Origin of the sequence: Nocardiopsis lucentensis DSM 44048 (assembly GCF_000341125.1) — a bacterium.
Lineage (GTDB): Bacteria > Actinomycetota > Actinomycetes > Streptosporangiales > Streptosporangiaceae > Nocardiopsis > Nocardiopsis lucentensis.
In genome coordinates this window covers 1-5,595 of the sequence record NZ_ANBC01000264.1, presented here as the reverse complement: position 1 = coordinate 5,595, position 5,595 = coordinate 1, and the positions used below count along the sequence as shown (strand labels likewise).

Sequence of the window (5,595 nt, the reverse complement as noted above, 5' to 3'; positions counted from 1 at the left end):
AGAGGATCGCCTCGCCCCGCCGCAGGACGAACACGAACGGCCGGTCCACGGTGAACGGGATCGGCTCGGGAGTGACCACCGTCGACCTCAGCATCATCACGGCGGTGGCCGCGGCGCCCTCGGCGCCCTTCTCGTCGACCCGCAGCACCGACTGGTGCAGGATCCTGTCCACCCTGAGCGGCTCCGGGCTGATCCCGTCGAACCGGGCGCCGGCGGTGGCGAGCTCGGTGACGCCCAGTTCGGCCAGGGGATCGAGGAGGGGGGTGTCGGTCTCCACCGAGAACCGGGGCAGGGCCAGCCGCACCTCGCGGAAGCGGCGTGCCCGGTACAGGTCGGCCAGCGCCGCCGCGTCCGGCCCGGGCGGCGCGGACGCGGGGTCGTCGGGCAGCAGCACGTCCAGGGTCAGGCCGTGCTCACCCGCCAACCCGACCATGCGCCACCCCGCCGCCTCGGCGTAGGGCATGTCCCTCTGGCAGTGCATGGTGGGGACCTCGCGGCCGCCGTGCGGGGCGTGGAAGGGGCGGGGGCGCGTGGCGTGTGCCTCGAAGGGCTCCGTCCACACCATCCGCACCCACAGGGCGTTGACCAGGAGCATGCGCACGGCGGCGGAGATCGCGCCCGGGGGCAGTAGTTCGGGGATCAGGCCCCGGGTCACCTCCGACACGCGGCCGTTGACCCGCTGGCGCACCGCCTCCGGATCGTGGGCGAAGTCGGCCTTCTCCACCTCGGCACCGGGACGTTCGCGCGTCCGGTCCGCGAACTCGGGACGTATCCGCAGGTCGTCGGGCACGTACAGGCCGTTGAGGGTGGCCAGGTCCAGGCCGGTCGCGGCCGCCACGGCCTCGTCCAGGACGTCCAGGTGGGTCGCCACCTCCTCACCGAGCAACCCCTCCAACTCGTCCCGGGTCCGGCCCACCGCGGCCGTGGCCAGGAGGCCGAGCGCCGTTCCCACCGAGTGGGGTGACCACACGTGGGAGTCGTCCGGAGCGGCCAGAATCCGGTCCAGGGCTGCGGCGAACTCCAGGTGGTCGGGTCTCGGCGGGACGGACAACCGCATGGGGGCTCCTCACGACGTGGACGACGGCGCCAGCGTACGGACTTCGTACGACGATCGCCATGTGTGACACCGGGCACAGGTCAAGGGCGGACGAACCGGGATGGGAAGGGGCGTCGGGAGCGCGCGGTTCCGGCCGTGTCCGTTGTTCACCCAGGGGCCCCGGCGCGGTGTCGACTAGGCTGGACGGGTGACGCCGGACCCGAGCGCGGGCGGCTCCGACCGGACACGACGAGCACCGACCCCGGGAGCGGGATGACTGAGCAGCAGCGGGCCTCGCAGGAGAGCGCCCGGCCGACCGGGAACGGCGACGGGGCGGACACGCCCAGGGTCACCGAGGACACCGTCGAGGCGCTCGTGCGCTCGCAGCTGGCCAAGGCGCTGGGGGGCAAGCGCGGCATGGTCGAGGCGGCCGTGCCCACCCTGACCTTCACCGTGTCCTACATCGTGCTGTCCGACCTGCGTCAGTCGATCATCGCTGGTGTGGTCGCCGCCCTGGTGCTGGGTGCGGTGCGGCTGTTCCAGCGCTCATCCGTGCAGTACGTCGTCACGAGCCTGTTCGGGATCGGCATCGCGGCGATCTTCGCGATGCGCAGCGGCGAGGCCGCCGACGCGTTCCTCCCGGGCATCATCTACAACGCCGTCTACGCGGTGGTGCTGACCCTGTCGGTGCTGGTGCGCTGGCCCGCGATCGGCTTGATGATCGGGCCGTTCATCGGCAACAAGGAGGACTTCACCTCCTGGCGGGCCAACCCGGCCGTGGTCCGGCTCGCCTCCAGACTCACGTGGCTGCTGGTGCTGCCCTGCGTCATCCGCGTGCTCGTGCAGTACCCGCTGTGGCTGCTGAACGACCTCGACGTCGCCGACACCTTCGCCCTGCTCGGCCTGTCCAAGATCGCGATGGGCTGGCCGCTCCAGGTCGCCGCCTTCGCGGCCATGGTGTGGCTGCTCGCGCGCGGCCGCACCCCCCTGGGCGACGACGCCCCGGCACGGTCCGGAGAGGGCGGGACCGGGGACACCGCCGAGGGCGCCGCGGGCGACGACGACCGCTGAGCCGCGCCGGCCGCGCGGTCAGGCGTCCTCGCCGGGGGCCGTGGCGTCGACGCGGCCGAGCAGTTCCTCCAGGGGGCCCAGCGCCTCCGGTTCGGCCAGGAAGACGACGGTGTTGCCCACCGACAGCGTCCGTTCGGCGTCCGGCGGGCGCACGCCTCCCGGGCCGACGACCGCCACCAGGGCCACACCTTCGGGGAGGCCGGCGCTGAGGACGCTCTCGGGCCCGCCCACGAAGGGGCTCTCGGCGTGCAGCACCGACTCGGCGATCTCCGCGCCGGGCAGCGGAGGAAGCGCACCCTCCTCGGCCAGCTCCTCGTCGGTGACGCCCTCCACCAGGTCGGCGATGAGCCGGGGAGGGGAGACCGCCAGGTCGACCCCCCACGACTCGTTGAACAGCCACTCGTTGTCGGGCTCGTTGATCCGGGCGATCGTCCGGTCCACCCCGAACTCGGTCTTGGCCAGCAACGACACCACGAGGTTGACCTTGTCGTCGCTGCTGGCGGCGATCACCACGTCGGCGTCGCCCAACCGGGCGTCCTCCAGGCTGGCCAGCTCGCAGGCGTCGGCGAGCAGCCACTCCACCTGGGGAAGGTCGTCGACCCCGATCGCCCGGGTGTCCCGGTCGATCAGCAGGACGTCGTGGCCGCTGGCGGCCAGTTCGTTGGCGATGGAGCGGCCCACGCTGCCCGCTCCCGCGATGGCGATCCGCATCTCACTCGTGTCCCGTCTCGTCGCCGTTGTCGAACCGCAGCGCGTCCAGGTCGCGGCCACGCGCGACCACGTGCAGGACGTCGCCCTCGGCCAGGACCTGGTCGGAACGCGCGAGCAGGATCCCACCGTCCCGAGTCAGGTAGACGACCCGCACCGGAGCCCGTGACTCCAGGTCGGCCACCCGGCGCCCGGCCCAGCCGCGGGGGAGCGTCATCTCGTTCATGGCCAGGGTGCCGGAGGCGTCGTGCCACTCGGGGCCGGCCGCCAGCCGTTCGTCGCCGGGGACCATCCGGCGCAGGATGGTGTCGGCGGTCCACCGCACCGTCCCCACGGTCGGGATACCCAGGCGCTGGTAGACCTCAGCACGGCGCGGGTCGTAGATGCGCGCCACCACGTGCTCGACGCCGTAGGTCTCACGCGCCACCCGGGCGGCGATGATGTTGGAGTTGTCACCGTTGCTGACGGCGGCGAACGCCCCGGCGTTCTCGATTCCCGCCGCGAGCAGGACCTCGCGGTCGTGTCCGACGCCGCGGACGGCGTGCTTGGCCACCGTGCCGCGCAACCGCCGGAACGCCTCGGGGTCCTGGTCGATCACCGCGACCGTGTGCCCCAGGTCCACCAGTGTGTGCGCGAGGGTGGAACCCACGCGTCCACACCCCATGATCACGATGTGCACCTCGCCCGTACTCCCGTCGAGATCGCCGTTCGACCCGGTGGGCGCCGTGCGCCCACGGTCACACCTTGGCACAGATCGCACCGACACGCGCGACCGCCCCGGTCAACCGGCGCGCGAGGTCGGAGCCGTCCGGGCGGCCGCTCAGGTCGGCTAGATTGGGTGCGGTTGGTGGCTGTGCGCGCAGGGTCACCCGTGACCCGAACCCCAGACACTCTCCGAGGACTCCCTGATGACCCGTGTGGGCACCGAGCTCGAACTCACCGTCGACGACGTCGCGCACGGCGGGTGGTGCGTGGGGCGCCACCACGACCAGGTGGTGTTCGTCCGCCACGCCCTGCCCGGTGAGCGCGTCCGGGTACGCGTCACCGAGCAGACCTCGCGTTTCCTGCGAGGCGAGGCCGTCGAGGTCCTGACCGCCTCCCCGGACCGGGTCGAGGCGCCGTGCCCGTTCGCCGGCCCCGGGAAGTGCGGCGGCTGCGACTGGCAGCACGCCTCTTTGGAGGCCCAGCGCCGGATCAAGGCCAAGGTCGTCGCCGACCAGCTGCACCGCATCGCCGGGATCGACCGCCAGATCACGGTCGAGGAACTGCCCGGACACCCTGACGGCCTGGGCTGGCGCACCCGCGTCCGGTTCGCCGTCGACCGGGACGGTCGTCCCGGTCTGCGCCGCCACCGCTCCCACGACATCGAGCCGGTGGACGAGTGCCTGATCGCCCACCCCGGCGTGACCGAACTGGGGGTGACCGACGCCGTCTGGAAGGACGTCCGGGACGTGGAGGCGGTGGCCTCCGCGACCTGCGCCGACCGCGCCGTCGTCGTGACCCCGACCCGCGCGAAGCTGGGTCCCCTGCCCGAACTCAAGGCCTCCAGTGCCGTCCTGCGGCGCTTCAAGGGGGGCAGGGTCCAGGCCGTGCGCGGGCGCCGCGGGGTGCGGGAGACCGTCGCGGGACACGAGTACCGGGTCAGCGCGGGCGGTTTCTGGCAGGTGCACCCGGCTGCGGGGGAGACGCTGACCACCGCGGTCATGGACGCCCTGGCACCCAAGCTCGGGGAGACCGCCCTGGACCTGTACTGCGGTGCCGGGTTGTTCACCCGGCCGCTCGCCGAGGCCGTGGGCCCGCAGGGGCGGACGATGGGAGTGGAGAGCGGCGCCGAGGCCGTGCGCGACGCCCGGTACAACCTCAAGGGTCTGGAGCAGGCCCGGATCGAGCAGGGCGACGTGGCCGCCCAGCTGCGGGAGTGGGCGGACGTGCGGGCGGACGTGGTCGCCCTGGACCCGCCGCGCACCGGGGCCGGCGCTGAGGTCGTGCGCCTGATCGCGGGCACCCGGCCGCGCGCGGTCGCGTACGTGTCGTGCGACCCCGCCACGCTCGCGCGGGACCTGGCCGAGTTCGACCGGGCCGGGTACGCGCTGGTGGATCTACGAGCCTTCGACGCCTTCCCGATGACCCACCACGTCGAGTGCCTGGCGGTCCTGGAACCGGTGCGCAAGGCGCGCCGCCACCGCGAGGCGGAGTAGGGCGGGCCCTGGCCCCTCCACCTGGCGCTTCGTGGTGGGTCGGGGCACTCTGAGGCTTCAACCGGATGGCACCCCGCCGTCGACGGCGGCGCACAGGTCCCGCACGGCGGCGCGGATCTCCTCGTCCTCGGTGAAACCGCGCCAGGCGCCGAAGTAGCGCAGGCGTCGGTCGATGTCCGGAAGACAGCGCAGGAGGTCGGCGGCCGGACGGGCCGCCGGACCCATCCGAGCCAGGTACCGCACCGCCGTGAGGTGGACCGGGAGGTACCGTCCCCGGGGCAGCTCCTCGACGGCTCCGAGGAGGACTGGAAGGGCGCGCTCGGGGTCGCCGGTGATCCGCCACAGGGCGTGCGCCGCCTCCACCCGGGTCCAGTCCGACGGTGGCGCGCCGGACACGGCGAGGGACACGCAGGAGTCGGCGAACCCGGAGGCCAGGGGGCCGAGTTCGGCCAGGAGGCGCAGAGCCGGGTGGGGGTGGTCGCGGGCGACGGCGGAGGCCAGTGCCCGCAGCGCGGGGTCCGGGTCGCCGGTGACCCGCCAGTGGGCCCAAGCGGCGTGCGTTCCGCCGAGGTCGTCGTCGAA

General features: G+C 73.4%; 5 protein-coding genes and 1 pseudogene. 2 read left to right on the top strand and 4 right to left on the bottom strand.

Features of this window, described 5'->3' with window-relative positions; genetic code table 11:
* Positions 1 to 1,057: serpin family protein (locus D471_RS0109045; RefSeq protein ID WP_017598327.1), on the bottom strand; the 1,057-nt coding region annotated here is incomplete at its 3' end.
* A gap of 252 nt (positions 1,058 to 1,309) precedes the next feature.
* On the opposite strand from D471_RS0109045, the gene D471_RS0109040 reads away from it, so the two are divergent.
* Complete coding sequence (locus tag D471_RS0109040; RefSeq protein WP_017598326.1) at positions 1,310 to 2,107, top strand: DUF3159 domain-containing protein; 798 nt, start codon at positions 1,310 to 1,312, stop codon at positions 2,105 to 2,107.
* 18 nt (positions 2,108 to 2,125) lie between these two features.
* Here D471_RS0109040 and D471_RS0109035 read toward each other — a convergent pair whose 3' ends face one another.
* Both D471_RS0109035 and D471_RS0109030 read right to left on the bottom strand, forming a co-directional pair.
* Entirely contained in the window at positions 2,126 to 2,818 is a 693-nt protein-coding gene (locus D471_RS0109035; protein ID WP_017598325.1) for a potassium channel family protein, read from the bottom strand.
* Position 2,819: 1 nt separating this feature from the next.
* On the bottom strand, positions 2,820 to 3,494 hold the full coding sequence (locus tag D471_RS0109030) for a potassium channel family protein (RefSeq protein WP_017598324.1): 675 nt from the start codon (positions 3,492 to 3,494) through the stop codon (positions 2,820 to 2,822).
* Positions 3,495 to 3,723: 229 nt separating this feature from the next.
* Between D471_RS0109030 and D471_RS0109025 the strand changes: the two genes are divergently transcribed.
* Entirely contained in the window at positions 3,724 to 5,013 is a 1,290-nt protein-coding gene (locus D471_RS0109025; RefSeq protein WP_017598323.1) for a class I SAM-dependent RNA methyltransferase, read from the top strand.
* A gap of 57 nt (positions 5,014 to 5,070) precedes the next feature.
* Here D471_RS0109025 and D471_RS40095 read toward each other — a convergent pair.
* Positions 5,071 to 5,595 (bottom strand): annotated as a pseudogene (locus D471_RS40095) (hypothetical protein); the annotation flags it as partial.

Bases quoted from the DNA above. Each gene is read 5' to 3' on its own strand.
- D471_RS0109035 (WP_017598325.1), bottom strand. From the start codon at position 2,818: ATGCGGATCGCCATCGCGGGAGCGGGCAGCGTGGGCCGCTCCATCGCC.
- D471_RS0109040 (WP_017598326.1), top strand. From the start codon at position 1,310: ATGACTGAGCAGCAGCGGGCCTCGCAGGAGAGCGCCCGGCCGACCGGG.
- D471_RS0109025 (WP_017598323.1), top strand. From the start codon at position 3,724: ATGACCCGTGTGGGCACCGAGCTCGAACTCACCGTCGACGACGTCGCG.